The sequence below is a fragment of the Sphaerochaeta sp. PS genome, assembly GCF_032144095.1.
Taxonomy (GTDB): domain Bacteria; phylum Spirochaetota; class Spirochaetia; order Sphaerochaetales; family Sphaerochaetaceae; genus Sphaerochaeta.
Genome location: NZ_JAVSNJ010000004.1, coordinates 124,064 through 140,957 on the forward strand (window position 1 = coordinate 124,064; position 16,894 = coordinate 140,957).

General features: G+C 53.2%; 14 protein-coding genes. 2 read left to right on the forward strand and 12 right to left on the reverse strand.

What is annotated here, in order from left to right; all coding sequences use genetic code 11:
- Positions 1-52 precede the first annotated feature (52 nt).
- From ROJ03_RS06255 to ROJ03_RS06265, 3 genes are all read right to left on the reverse strand, one after another.
- Positions 53-1,108 (reverse strand): branched-chain amino acid aminotransferase, encoded by a 1,056-nt coding sequence (locus ROJ03_RS06255; protein ID WP_313726148.1) that lies wholly within the window; start codon positions 1,106-1,108, stop codon positions 53-55.
- An 81-nt stretch (positions 1,109-1,189) separates the two neighbouring features.
- Positions 1,190-4,639, reverse strand: coding sequence for a GGDEF domain-containing phosphodiesterase (locus ROJ03_RS06260; protein ID WP_313726149.1), 3,450 nt, complete (start codon positions 4,637-4,639; stop codon positions 1,190-1,192).
- A gap of 192 nt (positions 4,640-4,831) precedes the next feature.
- The gene (locus tag ROJ03_RS06265) at positions 4,832-5,056 is read right to left on the reverse strand and encodes a hypothetical protein (protein ID WP_313726150.1); all 225 of its coding nucleotides are present in this window, start codon (positions 5,054-5,056) and stop codon (positions 4,832-4,834) included.
- Positions 5,057-5,201: 145 nt separating this feature from the next.
- Between ROJ03_RS06265 and ROJ03_RS06270 the strand changes: the two genes are divergently transcribed.
- Positions 5,202-5,708: a DOMON domain-containing protein gene (locus ROJ03_RS06270; RefSeq protein ID WP_313726151.1), complete on the forward strand. Its 507-nt coding sequence runs from the start codon at positions 5,202-5,204 to the stop codon at positions 5,706-5,708.
- A gap of 2 nt (positions 5,709-5,710) precedes the next feature.
- Here ROJ03_RS06270 and ROJ03_RS06275 read toward each other — a convergent pair whose 3' ends face one another.
- The 5 genes from ROJ03_RS06275 to ROJ03_RS06295 all read right to left on the reverse strand — a co-directional run bounded on the left by ROJ03_RS06275 (position 5,711) and on the right by ROJ03_RS06295 (position 11,373).
- Complete coding sequence (locus tag ROJ03_RS06275; RefSeq protein ID WP_313726152.1) at positions 5,711-6,700, reverse strand: sugar phosphate isomerase/epimerase family protein; 990 nt, start codon at positions 6,698-6,700, stop codon at positions 5,711-5,713.
- Positions 6,701-6,711: 11 nt separating this feature from the next.
- Positions 6,712-7,785, reverse strand: a complete 1,074-nt coding sequence (locus ROJ03_RS06280; protein ID WP_313726153.1) for a Gfo/Idh/MocA family oxidoreductase — start codon at positions 7,783-7,785, stop codon at positions 6,712-6,714.
- Positions 7,786-7,795: 10 nt separating this feature from the next.
- On the reverse strand, positions 7,796-8,773 hold the full coding sequence (locus tag ROJ03_RS06285) for an ABC transporter permease (protein ID WP_313726154.1): 978 nt from the start codon (positions 8,771-8,773) through the stop codon (positions 7,796-7,798).
- The gene (locus ROJ03_RS06290; protein ID WP_313726155.1) at positions 8,770-10,260 is read right to left on the reverse strand and encodes a sugar ABC transporter ATP-binding protein; all 1,491 of its coding nucleotides are present in this window, start codon (positions 10,258-10,260) and stop codon (positions 8,770-8,772) included. The genes ROJ03_RS06285 and ROJ03_RS06290 overlap by 4 nt, the downstream gene beginning before the upstream one ends.
- Positions 10,261-10,365: 105 nt before the next feature.
- Positions 10,366-11,373 carry a substrate-binding domain-containing protein gene (locus ROJ03_RS06295; protein WP_313726156.1) on the reverse strand — a complete coding sequence of 336 codons (1,008 nt, stop codon included), beginning with the start codon at positions 11,371-11,373 and terminating at the stop codon, positions 10,366-10,368.
- 228 nt (positions 11,374-11,601) lie between these two features.
- Here ROJ03_RS06295 and ROJ03_RS06300 point away from each other — a divergent pair, with 228 nt between their 5' ends.
- Positions 11,602-12,627 carry a LacI family DNA-binding transcriptional regulator gene (locus ROJ03_RS06300; RefSeq protein WP_313726157.1) on the forward strand — a complete coding sequence of 342 codons (1,026 nt, stop codon included), beginning with the start codon at positions 11,602-11,604 and terminating at the stop codon, positions 12,625-12,627.
- Here ROJ03_RS06300 and ROJ03_RS06305 read toward each other — a convergent pair.
- Genes ROJ03_RS06305 through ROJ03_RS06320 form a run of 4 tightly spaced genes read right to left on the reverse strand, consistent with a single transcriptional unit; the run spans position 12,620 to position 16,847 of the window.
- Positions 12,620-13,699 (reverse strand): Gfo/Idh/MocA family oxidoreductase, encoded by a 1,080-nt coding sequence (locus tag ROJ03_RS06305; protein ID WP_313726158.1) that lies wholly within the window; start codon positions 13,697-13,699, stop codon positions 12,620-12,622. The two genes, ROJ03_RS06300 and ROJ03_RS06305, sit on opposite strands and share 8 nt — an antisense overlap.
- Positions 13,696-14,853: a Gfo/Idh/MocA family oxidoreductase gene (locus tag ROJ03_RS06310; protein WP_313726159.1), complete on the reverse strand. Its 1,158-nt coding sequence runs from the start codon at positions 14,851-14,853 to the stop codon at positions 13,696-13,698. Before ROJ03_RS06310 ends, ROJ03_RS06305 begins: the two co-directional genes overlap by 4 nt.
- Positions 14,850-16,340 (reverse strand): tripartite tricarboxylate transporter permease, encoded by a 1,491-nt coding sequence (locus ROJ03_RS06315; protein ID WP_313726160.1) that lies wholly within the window; start codon positions 16,338-16,340, stop codon positions 14,850-14,852. Before ROJ03_RS06315 ends, ROJ03_RS06310 begins: the two co-directional genes overlap by 4 nt.
- Before the next feature lie 12 nt (positions 16,341-16,352).
- The gene (locus tag ROJ03_RS06320) at positions 16,353-16,847 is read right to left on the reverse strand and encodes a tripartite tricarboxylate transporter TctB family protein (RefSeq protein ID WP_313726161.1); all 495 of its coding nucleotides are present in this window, start codon (positions 16,845-16,847) and stop codon (positions 16,353-16,355) included.
- Positions 16,848-16,894: the final 47 nt, after the last annotated feature.

Here is a 16,894-nt window from a genome sequence, read left to right on the forward strand (position 1 = left end):
CTGCCTCGCAAAAGACAGGTGCATTCCGATGGTCTTTGTTTGGGAAAAGGGCCTAGGCTATCTCGTGGATCCACCCCTCAGGGGCCTCGATCCTACCCATCTGAATCCCCGTGAGGGTGTCGTAGAGCTTCTGGGTAACCGGGCCCATGGTGTCCATTCCGCTAGGCATGTTGATGACTCCCTCTGCTGTCGTGATGGACCCGATGGGGGAGATGACCGCAGCAGTACCGCACAGTCCGCCCTCCTTGAAGGATGCTACCTCGGTGAGGAGGATATCCCGCTCTTCCGTCTCCAGGTTGAGATAGTGCTCGGCTACATACATCAACGAACGGCGGGTGATGGAAGGCAGGATCGTCGGACTCTTGGGGGTGATGACCTTGTTGTCCGCTGTGATGAAGATGAAGTTGGCTCCCCCTGTCTCCTCTACCTTGGTCCGGGTCGCGGCATCGAGGAAGAGGTTCTCGGCAAATCCCTGTTTCTTGGCCTCATAGCCTGCATAGAGGCTCATGGCATAGTTCAGCCCTGCCTTGATGTGGCCAGTCCCTTGGGGAGCTGCACGGTCATATTCGCTTACCATCAGCTTTAGGGGTTTGACCCCGCCCTTGAAGTAGGGGCCTACCGGGGTGCAGAACATCCTGAAGGTATATTCAGGTGAGGGTGCTACCCCAATGACAGGACCACTGCCAAACAGGAAAGGTCGGATATAGAGGGTTGCCCCGCTGCCATAGGGGGGAACATAGGCGAGGTTGGCCTTCACTACCTGATCGAGGGCATCAATGAACCGTCCTTCATCAAAGGAGGGCATCATCAGCCTCTTTGCAGTGTCGCTCATGCGCTTGGCATTCAGGTCAGGGCGAAACGCCACGACCCTGTTGTCTGCTGTGGTATAGGCTTTCAGGCCCTCAAAACAGGTCTGGGCATACTGGAGAACCCCTGCACTCTCGCTGATGGTTACCTCAGCATCAGAGACCATGGCCCCTTCATCCCAGACTCCCGCTTTCCAGTGGGAAACATATCGGCTGTCAGTCTTGGTATAGGCAAACCCAAGGCTTCCCCAATCGATGTTTTTCTTCTCCATACCTACATCCTTCTGGCCAGAGGTGACCATATCGCAAGAACATTTTGAAGGAGTGTACCATCAACATATGCAGTAAGTCTATTTATATGCAGAAAAAATGCATAAAATATCCTACATGGGCAGGTATTTCTGCTCAAAGCTGCTGATGGACAGCGGTTTGTCAAAGAAATAGCCCTGGATCATATCACAGCCCATAGCTTTCATCAGGTCAAACTGGGCCTCTGTCTCCACACCTTCGGCCACCGTCTTGACCCCCAGGTTTTTGCAGATGTTGATGAATCCATCAACAAATACCTGGCCTTTCTTGCTTGAGGACATGGAATCGATCAGGCTCTTGTCCAGTTTCAGGACCCCAAGGGGAAGCGAGGTGAGGGTGCTGAGGTTGCTGTATTCCGAACCAAAGTCATCAATGCATACACAGTATCCTGCCTGGTCGATATCCTCGACCACCTTCTTTACCAGATTCCTATCCAGAGCCCCGAAACTTTCGGTGATCTCAATCTCCACAAACCGGCTCTCCACACTGTTGCGGCTGCGGATCTCCTCCATCAGGGGTATCAGGTTTTCGTCGAGCAGGGTGAGACGGGAGAAATTGAGCGAGATGGGCAGGAGCCTTTCCCCACCCTCCTTCCATCGTTTCAGGGTCTTGCACACCTCTTCAAACACAAAAAGGTCGATGTATTTTATCAGGCCATCCTGTTCCAGTTGGGGAATGAACTTCGAGGGCGATGTCAATCCATGGGAGGGGTGCAGATGACGGATGAGTGCTTCAGATCCACAGACGGCCCTGGTCGTGCTGCAAAATTTGGGTTGGAGATAGACAAGATACTCCCCTCTCTGGATCGAGGATGTCAGATCATCGAATGCCTGGTAGTGCTCACGTGGATTGGAGAGGTCCAGGGCATTTTTCCTGTTGGCCTCCAGTTCCATTGAAGCCTGGTTGTAGAGCACGGTAATCTGCATATTCTTTTCGGACCATGCCTGGGCTATCGTTGTCATACGTGGGTAGTTCTGGCTCAGGTCGCTGGCTAGCCGTTCTACCTTATGGCAAAACCCCTTATAGGTGATGTCATGGCGAATGGCTAGGAATTCATGGCTGGAGATGCGAAAGATATGCCCTTTGGGGAAGTACTGCTTCAGAAGCTGGGCAACCAGAGCTATGATCTTGTTTGCATACTCCTTGCCATGGTGCTTGTTGATCTCCTTGAGGTCGTTGACATCCACAATGGCAAGGGCAATTGAGGAGAGGCTATCCTCCACAAGGGTGGAGATGTACTGGTTGTATCCATGGAAATTCTTCAGCCCCGTCACGCTGTCATGGTAGACAAGGTACTCCTGCCGTTCGAACAGTCGGCGCTTGGTCATCTCACTACTGATAAGTTGGACAGAGTGTGCCAATACGGAGAAATCGTCCGACGAAGGGTCGAGCACAACAAGATAGCATCGTTGCATGCCCCACACCTGGAGGTTTCCTACCAGAAGGGTGGATCCATCGAGACAAGGAAACTCCCGATCCAAATCCGGAACCGCTAGTTTCTTCACCTCCTGCTTTTCAAAAAGCGTGAGGAAGGGGTCGTATGGCAACGACGGCAATGGGCCAGATGACGGGCCCGGTTCCCAATTTGCAGCAACTTCCAGGGCCCCTCCCTTCTCTTGGGTCAAGAGGCAGACACGTCTGCTTGCATAGTAGAGGCCGACCTGTGACAATACCAGAGGCATGGTCGAGCTCAAATCATCGCTGGAGAGGGTTGCATCCATGCATCCGAGCACAACCCCTTGCGCATGGGAATCCAGGAGGTTGAGGGGCCGTACCGTATCGGGGTTTTCCTCATCCTCCCATGCATAGGCGACCACCTGGTTTCGCCCTCGCTCATGGGCCTTGTCCAAGGCCAAGGAAGCCTCTTCAAGCAACAGTGCGCAAGAGCTATCCTCACGATACCTTCCGGTGGTAAATCCAAGAAAGGTGTTGAGGTTCTGCACGATGGGGACATAGAGGGAGGCGTTGGTCAGCATGTTTGCCAACCGTGCCAACTTGATCCTCATCTGGACCTTGTTGACCACCTTCTCGAAGAAAAGGGCAAAATGGTTGAAATCAAGCCGACCCACAATGCACCTTTCATTGAGCCCCAGGCGAAATACCTGGGAAATGAGTGAGAACAAGGTGAGGCTCTGGGCCCCTATGCCTTGCAGTTCGATGATGGCCAGAGCGTAGGAATCTATACCCTCTTCCCCCCCTATTTTCAGGGAGAGGTCTACCATCTGGAAAAAAGTGGGCCTGTCATAGAAGCCGCTTGCAGGATCGCGGGTTGCCTTCCCCGCCAGGCTCAGTTCGATCCTCTTCTTGCCAGTAATGTAGCGTGAAGTACCCAAGGCAAGGAGATGGTGGTTTTCCTGTTCGCGGTGCAACAACATCCTGCTCTCGAACCAGAGGATGTTCCCTCCTTCATCAAAGGACCGGTATTCCAGGCTACGCTCACTTTGGCCTCCCTCATAGGCAGCAAGAAGTGCATCCGGGCTGAACTTCTGGGCAAAGAGCTGCTTGTCCTCATCGAAGGCTATGGAATTGATAATCGAATCGAATACTTCTGAGTAGGTCTTTTGGCTGTAGTGTTCGTCTCCACCACCCCTGTCGTTGTTCCTCGTATAGAAGAGGGAGTCTTCCGTAAGGTCTGCCTTGACAACCCGCTGCAAGGGCAGCAGTTCATTGTCCTTGAGATGGTCCTCAAAAAACTGGAACCGGAGCCGTTTGGTGTAGGAGGATATGTCCTGCTCAACGGCAAAGGCGACGGAACCACTCTTATGGTATTGCACAGAGACATACCTGCCATCGTCCTCAAGATAGAAAGTCGCCGAACAGGTGTTCTGTCCTGCATGAAGCAGGGCATGCAGGCCTTCCAGATGGTTCAGGTATGTTGGGGGAGCCTGAAATCCCATGAGGGACCGGGAGGCAAGGTCATACTGCCAGACCCGCATCCCATTGGTCTGCAGGGCCTTTCGGTAGGTGTATAGGGTGGTATTTTCAGGCAAAGGGGAGCAGAAACCAGCATGGGGATTGGCAAAGAAGAGCAAATTGGTCTGCTCATCATAGAGGTATCCTAGCTGGGGCAACGAGGTGAATCGGGGCCCTACACCACAAAGGTCATTGGAGTATTCAGAAGCAAAGGCATCTCTTTGCAAGCCAAGCAGCTCATAGAAACGGTCATTGGCCCATTGTAGGACAGTGCCCCCTGAAAAACGAAAAAGACCGAGCTGGTGCAGGTCGGTCCCTAGCGAGCATGTTACAAAGGGAATCCTGTCAAGGCAAACAGACCAGCTCTTCCCCTGTTTTTGCGCTGAAAGGATGCACGGTATCCCATATACCTGCACCAGTTGGGTCTCAGAAAGATGGGGGTCCTTTGGTTGGGAGATGAGCCTGGCCAGGGACTTAAGGTAGACCTCTTCAAACAACGCCCTTGCACAGTCAAGAAAGGAGAGCAGGTCATCACTCCCATCACTAACCGTCCATAAGGCATCGTCCAGGCAATAAAACTCTACGTGATGGCTTTGAGAAGAATACATCATCCCTAACGAACTCCCTGATCTAGCACGGTTGGCCAACACCCATTTGTATGCTTAAAGCCATTGATATAGTAACATGAAAAAATTGAATTATCAAAGGAATATACCCAAAACTGGGGGCATTTTTCACGGTGGGCACAAAAACCCTACCAGGAGAGGAGTGAGGTGGTACGGCTTAGCGCGGAGAAACACACCCTATAGGTAGACCACCAATGCAAAAATGGCATGTATCGTTGCAAGGCCTAGGGTGAGATAGGCAAACCGGAAGTGGAACCGGATGTGGATCTTCACGATCTTGCGCCGGGTAAGGATGGTGATGAGGGCCGTGGTGACCAGGGATAGGTAGCTCAGGATTCCCAGGTATCCGATAAGGGGAAAGCCCAACAGCTGACGATAGGCGAGATCTTGCAGATAGTTCATGGACACTCCTAGCCAAAGGCAGCACAATCAGATTTTCTAGGGGGGGCTCGTCCTTGCTTTGGCGTCTATCCTATAGTATCAATAGAGTGCTATGCACCGCAACAAAAAAAGCTGGGTGCAGATTTAGCAAGCGAGGAGACAGCCAATGGACAAGGCTCTTAAGCATTTTTTCCTTTTGACAATACTCTTTTTCTGCTCGGTTTCCCTCTTTGCGGAAAACAGGGCAGAGTTTGGGACCGACTGGTCGTTCTCCTGGGCCTTCAAGGACGAGGAGATCGAGTTCACCATGACGGCCCCCACCACTGGCTGGATGGCCCTGGGCTTCAATCCGACACGGAGGATGAAGGATGCCGATTACATCCTTGCGTTCGTGGAGAACGGGCAGGTCTATCTCAGCGATGAGTTTGGCACCGGTCTTACGACCCACCGTAGCGATGTCACCCTTGGAGGAGAGGATTCCGCAAGGGCAATCTCTTTTCTGGAGGAGAAGAACAGGACCACCATCACCTTCTCCCTTGCCCGGGACTCAAAGGACTTGTACGATGCAACCTTCGTCCCAGGGGAGAAATGTACGGTGATAGCGGCCTACGCAACAAGCAAGAACCTCTCAACCAAACATAGGAAGCGGGATTCGGTGGACATTATCCTCTGATGTCACTTGGTCTGCAGGGCTGAGTCGAAGGCAATCTGGGAAGAGGAGAAGTTCATCCGCTTCACATAGGAGCAGCTCTCCCTTGCCCCTGTTGTCCTGTCCATGCCGGAATCTTCCCACTCTACCGAGAGAGGACCTGTATACCCTCCCCTGTTCAACTCGCGGATAATGCCGTCAAAGTCGACATTCCCATGACCGACCGATACAAAATCCCACGCCCTTCGGGTATCACCAAAGGGGAGAAAGGAACCAAGCACCCCACCCCGCTCGTTTTTGAGCAGCTTGACATCCTTCATGTGGACATGGTAGATGCGGTCGGCAAAATCCCTGACAAAGGTAACCTCGTTGATCCCCTGCCACACAAGATGGCTGGGGTCGAAGTTGAGCCCTAGCGTCTTGCGATAGTCGAACAGCCTGAACAGCCTCTCCGTCGTATAGTAGTCGAAGGCAATCTCCGTCGGGTGGACCTCTAGGGCGAACTTCACCCCACACTCGTCGAATACATCGAAGATGGGAGTCCACAGCTCGTGGATGAGGCGAAAGCCATCCTCGATCATCTTCTCTGAGGTCTGAGGATAGGAGTACCAACGGGCCCATATGGGAGAGCCGGTAAATCCATTGACAATATGCACGCCAAAGGCCTTGGCAGCCCGGGCGGTCTGTTTCATCTCCTCAATTGCCCAGGCCCTTATGGCCTCAGGCTTGCCCGAGAGATTGGATGGGGCAAAGTTGTCAAGCCTCTCGTCCCAGATGTCCCCAACACACTGGCCGGTCAGGTGGGCACTTATCGCCACACACCCAAGGCCATGGTCCCTAAGCGTTTTCCAGACATAGGGAATGTAGGAGTCGTCCCCCAAGGCCCTCGAAACATCAAAATGGGCGTGTGTAGCCAATTCAAGGCCTTCATACCCCATCTCCTTGGCCAAGGAGCAGAGCTCCTCCAATGACAGATCCCCGAACTGGCCCGAAGCCAGTGTCACTAGCCTACCCATACATTTCTCCCTTATAGCACTACTGCTGTATTGGTCTTCGCTGACTCATAGATGGCGTCGGTGATCTTCATCAGGGTCAGAGCCTCTTGAGGCGTGTTGAGGGCCGTAGCCTTCCCCTGTATGCTCTCTACGAAATTGACGGCGTTGGCAATGCGTCCCATCGCCTCATCCCTCTCGGTGATGATCTGCCGGTTGACCTGCCTGCCGAACTCCTCGGTAAAGAGGGTGCAGCTGTCCTGGCTTGTATCATCGTCACCATCAAGGTCGAAAAGGCGCTGGACCTTCCCTCCCGCCTTGGTTCCCTGGAAGGTGACCGATACGACCTCCCTCTCGTTCATTTCAGCCCATGAGTTCCGTATCATCAGGCACTGGCCATCCTCAAAGGTTACCATCGCATGGGCGGCCGTCTCCACATCCATTGCCCCCCTTCCATCTGCAATACCCCAGGGCCCTTTGAAATCGGGGTTTCCCATAAAATCATTGAAGGTGGAAGCCAGGACACATTTTGGCTTGGGAAAGCCCATGAAGTAGAGGGCAAGGTCGATCATGTGCAGGAGGTCGATCACCGGACCGCCACCCGAGAGCTCCTTGTCGGTAAACCACCCACCAAAACCTGGGATGCCAGCCCTCCGGATCCAGGTGGCCTGGGCTGAGTTGATCCTGCCGACCACCCCATGACGGATGTAGGACGCGATCGCCTGGGCTTCCGGGCGTGCCCTATTGTTGAAACCGAACATCAACTTCTTCCCTGAAGCCTGGGCGGCATCATACATAGCCTGCATCTCCGCCTCATTCCTGGCAGGTGGCTTCTCGCAGTAGACATGCTTGCCTGCCTCAAGTGCCTCGATGGCCAGTGGAGCGTGGAACTTGTTGGGCGTCACGATGGAGATGGCGTCAAGCTGGGGAAATTGTGCAAGCATCTCCGTAAGGGATGTGCAGGTATGGGCGATGGAAAACTCCTTGGCAAAGGAGAGGGCCTTTTCGGTATTGAAGTCGGCTACGGCAACCACCGTTGCCTTTGCCTGGGAGAAACCTTTGCAATGGTAGGAGGCCATGCCTCCCGCCCCGACTATTCCTATTTGCATATGCAGACTCCTATTTTCCTTTCTTGGTGCTCTGTGCTAGTACGGCAACGATGATGATGACACCGGTTACCAGACCGTTGAGGAAGGGAGGAACGTTGGCCATGATAAGCACGGTGTTGATGATGCGCAGCATCAGCACACCCAGGAAGGTCCCCAGGATCTTCCCCCTTCCGCCATCCATCGAAGTTCCCCCGATAGCTACTGCGGCGATGGCATCCATCTCATAGCCAGAGCCGGCACTTGCGGCCTGGATGGAGGTAAGCCTGCTTGCAAGCAAAAAGGCGGCCAAACCGTAGAGGGTACCGGCATAGGTGAAGATCAGCGTCTTGACCCTGTTGACATTGATGCCCGAAAGCCTTGCAGCCTGCTGGTTGGAACCCACAGCGTAGACATAGGTGCCAAACTTGGTCTTTCCCATGAGGGTGGCAGTAACAAAGGAGATGAGGATGAGAAAAAGCATCAGATGGGGGATGCCGAAGAGACGCCCTGCGGCAATGTTCCTGAAAGGGGCATACATCACCTTGCCGACGGTAAAGGGACCTCCTTGGCCGAGCTGGTTGATGACCGACCTCCATGCCGACATGGTGGCCAGGGTCACGATAAAGGGGGCGATCCTGCCCCTGGTGACCAGCAGGCCGTTGACCAGACCCACGATCATACCGCCACCCAGGCAGAAGAGCAGGGTCAGGGGAATGCTCTGCGTTGAGTTGAGAACCAGCACCCCCAGCCCACTCAGCAAGGCAACTGAGGAACCTACGGAGAGGTCTATCATCCCAGCTGAGATGATGAGGCTCATCCCCATGGCACAGATGCCCACGATGGAACCCTGCACGAACAGGTTGGTGAGGTTGTTCCAGGAGAGGAATGCAGGGCTGACGATGACAGCGACAACCAACAGCAGTATGAAACTCAGCCAGTGGCTGTAATTGGTGGTGATGTTCCTCCAATTCTCTTTCCAGTTAATGTCCTTGACCGATAGACCCTTCACTCTAGATTCCCCCTGTATGTTCCTGTTGAATACTCCATGATGGAGACCTCAGAGATGGTAGCCCTATCCAGCTGGGCAGCCACCTCCCCTTTGTAGAGGACAAAGCAACGGTCAGCCAGCTGGTGTATCTCCGGATATTCGCTGGTGAAGAAGAGCACCGACTTGCCTTGGCTAGCGAGCTCTACCACCAACTTGTAGATTGCAAACTTGGCTCCGACATCAATACCCTGGGTTGGATTGTCCATGATATAGACATCGGCATCTATCTCAAGCCAACGGCTGAGGATGACCTTCTGCTGGTTCCCCCCCGAGAGGGAGGTGATCAGGTCGAGGTCACTGGAGACCCGTATGTTCATTCGTTCGCGACTTCTTTCAAACCGTGCATGCTCTTGCTTCTGGCTTACGAACAGGCCCTTGTGCTTGGTCACCAGATAGGCAAGCGAGTTGTTGGTCCTGATGGTGAGGTCGGGCAGGATGCCCCTCTCCTTGCGGTTTCTCGGGATCATGGCGATGCCGCTCTTCATGACGGTGCGGATATCCTTGAGGGCGAGGGGCCCCCGTTTGGTCTCAATGGTACCACTTGCAAGATCGGTAGCGCCAAAGAGCGAGGTAGCCAGCTCATCGGTACCCGAACCTTGCAGGCCGGTAAACACCACGATCTCACCGTGCCTAAGGGAGAACGAGACATCCTTGAAGGTCTTTCCCGTCAGGGCCGTTGCCTTGAGCACCACCTCTTCGGTGATGGAAGAGGGAATGCCGTCCTTGATATGCGCCTCAACAAAGCGCTTGCCTACCAAGAGTTCCGTCGCCTTATGCTCGTCAATATCCCGGATATTTCCACTTTCGATGAAGGATCCATCCCGAAGGACGGTATACCTGTCGCAGATACGGAAAATTTCGGGCATCTTGTGGGAGATGTAGATGAAGGAGACCCCATCTTTCTTCAGGTTCTCCATGATGGTGAAGAGCTTCATGATCTCCTGGTTGTTCAGGGCTGTGGTAGGCTCATCCATGATGATGAGCTCTGAGGAAAAGAGCAGGGCACGGGCGATCTCGACCATCTGCTTTTGGGCTGTATCGAGCTCTGCCACCACAGTGAAGGCAGAAATGCCCGAATTCATCGAGTCCAGCACCTTTTGGGTGTGCTCGAGCTCCCTCTTCTTGTCAACTTTCCATCTATTCCTGGTGTACTCTTCACCCAAGAACATATTCTGGTAGACAGTAAGGTCGTTGCAGAGGTTCAGCTCCTGGTGGATGAACCTGATCTTCAGCTCTGCAGCCTTGCGTGGGGTCATCCCCACAACTTCCTTTCCATCGATGAGGATGGTCCCGCCATCGGGAGGGAAGGTACCGGCGAGCACGTTCATCAAGGTGGTTTTCCCGGCCCCATTCTCGCCCAACAGGCCATGGATCTCACCACCTTGGGTGGTGAAGGAGACATCTTTCAATGCATTCACCGGCCCGAAGGACTTCACAATGTTCTTCATTTCCAGAATCATGAGGCTTACACTCCCTTCCTATCTACAAAGTTGCCCAAGGAGGTAGGCTATCCTACCCCCTATGGGCAACCATACACTACAAAAGATGCAACCTTACAGGCTATAGCGGGTCTTGTAGAGGTCTCCCTGCATGTAGGCCTTGTAGTTGGTCTTGTCGATCATCTCGGTAGGGACCTTGTAGCTCTTCTCAAGCTTCTCGCCCTGCATTGCCTTCCAACCCAAATCCACTGCATCGCGGACCATGGAAGGAGAGAATGTATAGGTCATGAAATCCACACCGGTGAGGCCGGAGTTCTCGAACAGTTTCATGAAGCCCTCACCAGCGGAGACACCATTGATCAGGCGGATGTTGATCTTGGCACTTCCATGGTAGTTCTTCAGGGCCTCGACGATACCAAAGACGATCTCGTCATCATGGGTCCAGATGGCCTGGATGGATTCGATCTCAGCCTTGCTCTTGGTATTGAGGAAGTTTTCCATCTGCTCCATGGCAGTCTGCTGGCTCCAGTTGGTTACAAAGGACTGCACCAGATTGAAGTTCTTGCTTGCAGTTGAGAGGAAACCATTGGTCCTTTCCATGGGGACGGTGGAACTGTCACCCTTGAACTCAAGGTAGTTCACGCTTCCCTTTGCAAGGTCAGCCTTGAAGTACTCGTTGAAATACTTGCCAGCACCTACACCGATGGCCACGTTGTCGCCAGAGATCTCAGCAGTGGGAGTTAGGCCTTCAATGAAGCGGTCATAGACGATGAGGGGAACCCCTGCTTCCATCACAGACTGGGCTGCAGAGCGCAGTTCATCACCGGTCACAGGCCAGAGAACCATTACAGAGGGTTTCATACCGAGGATGGTCTCGACAGCATTGCTCTGTTCCCCTGACTCAGCGGCAGTCATGAAACGATAGTCAAATCCATTCTTTGCTGCAAGGGCCTTCACCTGGGCCTCGCAATGGCGGATGGACTCAGCGGTAAACCCATGGTCTGCACTGGGGGTGACTACACCCATCAATTGTTTCTTGGCAGCCGATTCTGAAGCACCGGCAGCAAAGACGACGCTGGTAGCAACCAGCAGGATAGCTAAAACGGTCAACATTTTCTTCATACGAACCTCCTGACAGGCAAATGCTAGGTTGCCTGCTTGTCCATAAGTATAAATCTTTCTGAAAACAAGTCAACTTTTTTCGTAATTCGTTGTTTTCTTGAGTATTTTCTCGATAATGTTTGCAAAACAACGAAAATAACCAAGTATCTATGAAAAATTTTTCAGTATTTACAAATTATTCTTGAATAATGGGAAGTTAGCCCCTATGCTGGAGTTCAGGAACAGAACATGATAAAACACCCAAAAAAAATAACCTATTCAGAAATATCTGCCAATTCAGGGATTTCCATTGCCACAATATCGAGAGTCATCAACAACTCCTCGAATGTCAGGGAAGAGACCCGCAATGCAGTCATCGATGCCATGAAGGTCCTGGGGTACGACACCTCGGCCCTTGAGGCACTCTCAGCCAAGACCAATGACCTGATCATCTTCAACATACCCTCCCTGGACAACCCCTTCTACAGCCTCATCATCGGGGGGGCAAAGGCTGCAGCCCAGCGCAATGGGTACAATATGCTGATAAATGAGGATCCCATCGACGACAAATCCATCGATGCGTTTACTGCCCTTCTGAAAAAGACCAACGCAGCTGGCCTGATAAGCACAAACTGCATCTCCCGGGCCAACCTTCTCAAGCTTGAGTCCCTGGTCCCCCTTGTGCAGTGCTGCGAGTGCATCCCCTCCATGGACATCCCCTTTGTCACCATTGACGATGTGGCGGCGGCAAGCAACGCGGTAAGCTATCTGATTTCCCTGGGCAAGAAGCGCATTGCCTTCATCAACGGCCCGATAGAGTACAAATACGCACAGGACCGCCTGAAGGGGTACCTGCAGGCCCTGGCTGCCGCAAAACTGGAGAAGGACAGCGACCTGGTTATCCAACTGCATGAGATCAGCTACGATATGGCGGTCTCTGCTGCGTTTCAGCTGCTCAACTCTGAAAAGCGACCCGATGCCTTCTTTGCCAGCAGTGATGTCTATGCAGCGGCTGCCATCAAGGCGGCGAGGCGCTCAGCACTGCGGGTCCCTGAGGACATTGCCATCGTAGGGTTTGACAACATTGAGCTCTCCTCGATGTGCACCCCCTCCATCACAACGGTCAACCAGCCCAAGTTCCAGCTTGGCCTGCTCAGTTGCGAGATGCTCATAAAAAGGATCTGCAAAGAGCAGATCCCCATCAGGAACATGTATATGGATACCGAACTCATCGTCAGGGAGACGACACAGAGGTGCACGACCTACCTCAAATGACCCGGGCCACCCTCTCAGCTTCCAGGGCAAGCCTGGTTGCCAGGAACACGTGTTCCTGAGTCATTGCCTCCTCTGTTCGATGGAGGCAGTCAAGGATGAACTTCCCAAAAAAGACAAATCCGATCTTCCCGGTTGCCTCATACTTGTGTTCGCCTTCCTTGTCGACAAAGTAGACATTGTCACCGCTAGGCGACGATGCTACATCCAGATACTTGCGTATCTCGATGGTCCCCTCAGTACCGATGATGAAGACTCGCCCATCACCCCAGGCTCCCATCCCGTCAGGGGTGAACCAGTCAACCCTGAAATAGCAGGTAGCCTTGTTGTCGGCCACCAGGCTGCACTCCCCCCAATCAGAGAAATCCGGATGGTCGGGGTTGTGGTAGTTGGCTTTGGCACTATGCATGACCGTAGCCTCCCTTGCCCCAGAAAAGGTAAGGAACTGCTCTATCTGGTGGCTACCGATATCCGTGAGGATACCGCCACTCTGTCGGGGGTCAAAAAACCATGGGGCTCGGGAGGAGGGGTTAAGCCTATGGGGGGCAAGGATGGTCATCGAGACTACCCTCCCCACCTTCCCTTCCCTGATGAGCTGCTCTGCAAGCAGGGCTCCCTCCACATGGATTCGCTCACCGAAATAGATGAAGTACTTGCCCTTGCTCTCCTTGCACGCCTGGCGGACCTGTTGCAGCTCCTCCTCGGTGAGCAAGCCTGGCTTGTCCACAAAGTAATCCTTTCCGGAGCGCAGGACTTCCAGGCCGAGACGACACCTCCCGTCCGGCTTGATCGCACTGGCAACAAGCTGGATCGAGGGATCACGGAGGATGCTCTCCACAGATGGTGCCATCCTAGTTTGGGGGTAGCGATTGCAGAATGCTTCCGCTTTCAGAGGATCCTCGTCAAAGACAGAGACCAAGGTTGCACCAGCCTCAAGCAGGCCATTGGTCATGGCAAAGATATGCCCATGGTCGAGGCCTATCACGGAAAAACAAAACTCTCCGGGACCAACGACCACGGTAATTTTTCCTTGGGAAACGGGGGCGTAGTTCATCCCATCCATTTTCTGCATCATTTCCTCTCCAAAAAGACCCGTTTGCCAAGCTCAGCAGATGCATAGGAGGCATAGAGCACCCTCATCGTCTCATCAGCAAGGGAGAACCCAGATTCTGGCTTCTTGCCGGTGGAAAGGCAGATGAAGAAATCCTCAAGTTCCCCGACATAGCCGCGCATCTCCTCTTCACAGAGGAAGACCTGCTGCCAACCCTTCTTGGTTTCGACCTTTTCGGTAAAGTAGACATCACCAAGCTTGGAATCATCAGTATGATAGCAGACAAAGCTGTCATTGGGGGCAATATTGCCCACATAGCAGGCGTTGGAGGTGAACGCCTCAACACTATTCCTCACTCCCCCGACGATCATATCCCCACTGGTGACGACGGCCTTGGTTCCGTCGCTGAAGGTGATGATGGTCTGAGCCCAGTCCTCCACATCCACAGGCTTGGAGAGGATCGAACCCTTCTCAGAGCGGGGCAGCTGTGCGGTTACCAATGAGGAGTCGCACAGGACGCTGCTTACCCAAATCTCCTCATTGCGGCTTTTTGCCTCCACCTGCTTTAGGTAGAGCAAGGCACTGAGGGGGTGACAACCCTGACGGATGAGGGATCCTCCCCCATTCGCCTCCCACAACGCGGCGTGGGGGGCATGGCTTCCGCTATGGGACTCTTCACCCCTGAGCAAGAGAGCCTTCTCCCCCGTGGTTTCCAAAAATTCCTTGATCTTTACCACAGCAGGAGCATAGATGAAGTTCTCGGCATAGAACAGCTGTTCTTTCCTTCCTTGCAGGTAGGAGGCAAACTCATCCAACTCAGAGCAGACCTTCTCGTACATCAGGCTCTTGTCGTCACTGCCCTTTCCGAAATATCCATTGAACGGCTTTTCACAGATGACGTGCTTGCCCATATCCATGGCTTTTCGTACCAGGGAGACATGGTCCTTGGGGGGAACAATGATGTCAATGACATCGACACTGGGGTCGGCGAGCAGCTGGTCAACCGTTGCATAGACCTTCTCAAATCCATGGACAGCAGCAAAAGCCTTGCTCCCCTCCAGGTCTGCAGAGACCACAGCATAGAGGATTGCCTCAAAGCCGGGGACCCTCTTGTAGGCATGGGCATGCAAGGCGGCTGCAAAGCCGCCACCAATAAATCCTATCCTAAATTGTTTCATGAACGGTTCCTTTTCAGTATTTTCAGCAATCCCGTCTGCCCGAGGATCATGAAGACGATGATCGCCAGGAAGAAGAGACAGATCGGACGCTGGAGCATCGGCAGAAGCGACCCATCTGAAAGACGAAGGCCTCGCCTAAGGTTTGAGTCAGCCATGGGCCCAAGTATGACACCAAGCAGGAACGGAGCTGCCGGGAAGTTAGCCGAGGTAAGGGCCAAGCCTATCAGGCCAAAGACAAACATCACCTTGATGTCGAAATAGGTGTAGTTGATCAAGTAGGAGCCGACTACACAGAGCAAGAAGATGACCGGCATGAGAATCTTCTTGTTGATCCCCAGAATACGTACGGTTCCCCGTGAGATGATGAGTGCCAGGACCCACATCATCAGGGAAGCTCCAATGAGGTAGATGCTCACATTATAGACAAACGAGGGGGACTCGGTCATCAGAAGGGGGCCAGGACGATAGCCATGCATCAAAAAGGCTGCCAAAAGCACTGCCGCGGGGGCCGAGCCGGGGACTGCCAGGCTGAGTACGGGAATGAGAGCCCCACCGATGCAGGCATTGTTGCCTGTCTCTGCAGAAATGACTCCCAGTTCATTTCCATTACCGAAGCTGTCGGGGTCCTTGCTCCTGGACTTGCTCGCCCAGTAGGAGAGCCAGCCGCCGGTATCTTCGCCGACACCAGGGATGATGCCAACCACGACCCCGATTATGGAGGAGCGTATCACTGCAGTCCAATTCCTGAACACAGAGGAGAGGCCACGCTTGAACTGGAACTTTGCTACCTTCAGGGGAATGCCGGAACCTTCACGCTTGAAGGATTTTACCACCTCAGGAAAGCCAAACAGGCCGATCATCACCGGTATGAGCTGTATGTTGGACATGAGGTTGACGTTCCCAAAGCTGAAACGGGCAAAGGTATCCACTGTATCCAACCCGATCATGGCGACCAGAAGACCAAGAATGCCGCTGAGCCAACCCTTGAGGGCGTTGCCTGGGGCCGTAAGGGCACCGCAGATGAGAATTCCGAAAATTGAGATCAGGAAAAACTCCCAACTGGCGAACTTCAGGGCGAGGTTCGTAAGAAAGGGGGTAAGGGTCAAGACAAAGATAACGCTGATCAAGGTGCCGAGGGCACTGCTAGTGGTCGCAAGGAGGATTGCATGCCCACCATCGCCACGCTTGGCCATGGGAAACCCATCCAAGGCGGTGGCAGCCGAAGCTGGAGTCCCCGGAATATTGAGCAGGATTGCCGACTGGCAACCACCGGAGATAGAACCTACATAGACACCAAGCAGGCCGATGAGTGCAGACTGTGTAGGGAGATTGTAGGTAAGGCCAGTGAGCAGGGCTATGGCCATGGTGGCGCTGAGGCCGGGAAGCATACCCATGACAAGCCCTGCCCCAACTGAGAGGAAGAGTACGAGCATATTCATGGGAGTCAGCACAGTAAAGACTGCCTGCATAAGATATTCAAAAACCATTTCAGACCTCCATTAGGGTAAGGACACGTTAAAGACGACTTGGAACAACACTATGACCAGACCTACGGCAAAAAAGGAGATCAGGATAATTTTCCATACTTTGGTTGCCCGCAAGAATGCCATGAGGGCTATAAGGTACAAAACGGAGGAGAGCCAGTATGGCAGCAGTCCGATAAGGAAGAAGGAATAGACAGCCATGATCACCATCCCAATGACCATCAGGCGAATGTCTGTATCATGGATGGCCTGCTTGCTCCAGGCCAGCAGGTCTGAGAGTTGGGTTCGAAAGCCAGTTCCCTTAATGCTTTTTGCCAACAGGACAATGCTCAATATAAGCAGCATCGCTCCAAGGACAGTGGGCATGAAGCCGGGAGAGATAGAGAATTGCTCAATATTGTAAGGGGGTCTTGCGGCCTTCCTGTACATACGTACCCCCTCTATTGTGGTGTATAGGCCGAGGCCAACCAACACTAAGGAGATGTTGAAGTCTTTTTGTTTCATTTCCATGGGGAAGTTTCCTGAATTGTTTGAGGTGTCAAAAACCAGGGTGTACA

Excerpts from the sequence above, each read along its gene's own strand:
- ROJ03_RS06255 (WP_313726148.1), bottom strand. The coding sequence starts at position 1,108 with ATGGTCACCTCTGGCCAGAAGGATGTAGGTATGGAGAAGAAAAACATC.
- ROJ03_RS06260 (WP_313726149.1), bottom strand. The coding sequence starts at position 4,639 with ATGATGTATTCTTCTCAAAGCCATCACGTAGAGTTTTATTGCCTGGAC.
- ROJ03_RS06265 (WP_313726150.1), bottom strand. The coding sequence starts at position 5,056 with ATGAACTATCTGCAAGATCTCGCCTATCGTCAGCTGTTGGGCTTTCCC.
- ROJ03_RS06270 (WP_313726151.1), top strand. The coding sequence starts at position 5,202 with ATGGACAAGGCTCTTAAGCATTTTTTCCTTTTGACAATACTCTTTTTC.
- ROJ03_RS06275 (WP_313726152.1), bottom strand. The coding sequence starts at position 6,700 with ATGGGTAGGCTAGTGACACTGGCTTCGGGCCAGTTCGGGGATCTGTCA.
- ROJ03_RS06280 (WP_313726153.1), bottom strand. The coding sequence starts at position 7,785 with ATGCAAATAGGAATAGTCGGGGCGGGAGGCATGGCCTCCTACCATTGC.
- ROJ03_RS06290 (WP_313726155.1), bottom strand. The coding sequence starts at position 10,260 with ATGAAGAACATTGTGAAGTCCTTCGGGCCGGTGAATGCATTGAAAGAT.
- ROJ03_RS06295 (WP_313726156.1), bottom strand. The coding sequence starts at position 11,373 with ATGAAGAAAATGTTGACCGTTTTAGCTATCCTGCTGGTTGCTACCAGC.
- ROJ03_RS06300 (WP_313726157.1), top strand. The coding sequence starts at position 11,602 with ATGATAAAACACCCAAAAAAAATAACCTATTCAGAAATATCTGCCAAT.
- ROJ03_RS06305 (WP_313726158.1), bottom strand. The coding sequence starts at position 13,699 with ATGATGCAGAAAATGGATGGGATGAACTACGCCCCCGTTTCCCAAGGA.
- ROJ03_RS06310 (WP_313726159.1), bottom strand. The coding sequence starts at position 14,853 with ATGAAACAATTTAGGATAGGATTTATTGGTGGCGGCTTTGCAGCCGCC.
- ROJ03_RS06315 (WP_313726160.1), bottom strand. The coding sequence starts at position 16,340 with ATGGTTTTTGAATATCTTATGCAGGCAGTCTTTACTGTGCTGACTCCC.
- ROJ03_RS06320 (WP_313726161.1), bottom strand. The coding sequence starts at position 16,847 with ATGGAAATGAAACAAAAAGACTTCAACATCTCCTTAGTGTTGGTTGGC.